Origin of the sequence: Psychrobacter sp. AOP7-B1-25 (genome assembly GCF_052376195.1) — a bacterium.
In the GTDB taxonomy this organism is placed as follows: domain Bacteria; phylum Pseudomonadota; class Gammaproteobacteria; order Pseudomonadales; family Moraxellaceae; genus Psychrobacter.
The window spans coordinates 1-270 of sequence record NZ_JBQSVK010000052.1 but is presented as its reverse complement, the minus strand read 5'-3'; the positions used below and the strand labels follow the sequence as shown (position 1 = coordinate 270).

1 protein-coding gene is annotated in these 270 nt (G+C 51.1%); it reads left to right on the top strand.

The annotated features are described in order from the left end of the window. Positions 1-270, top strand: a 270-nt coding sequence (locus tag ACT3QR_RS13925; protein WP_444521878.1) for an Ig-like domain-containing protein, incomplete at both ends; no start/stop codon positions are given.

The window sequence follows — 270 nt, the reverse complement described above, 5'->3', positions numbered from 1 at the left end:
TCGCTTGTTGGTAATGACATCGATGGTAGCGTGGTGAGTGTCACGGTATTGCAAGTGCCGCCAAGTGAGCAGGGCGTATTAAGCTATACCCGTGCCGATGGTCAAGTGGTCGAGATTACTCCAAATACCACGCTAAGCGCAGTGGAATCTGACACCGTCACCTTTACCCCAGCACCTAATTTCAATGGTGCGGTTAGTGACATCCAGTTCAGCACCACCGATGATGATGGTGCGACATCAACACCTGCCACCGTTGAGATTACGGTTACT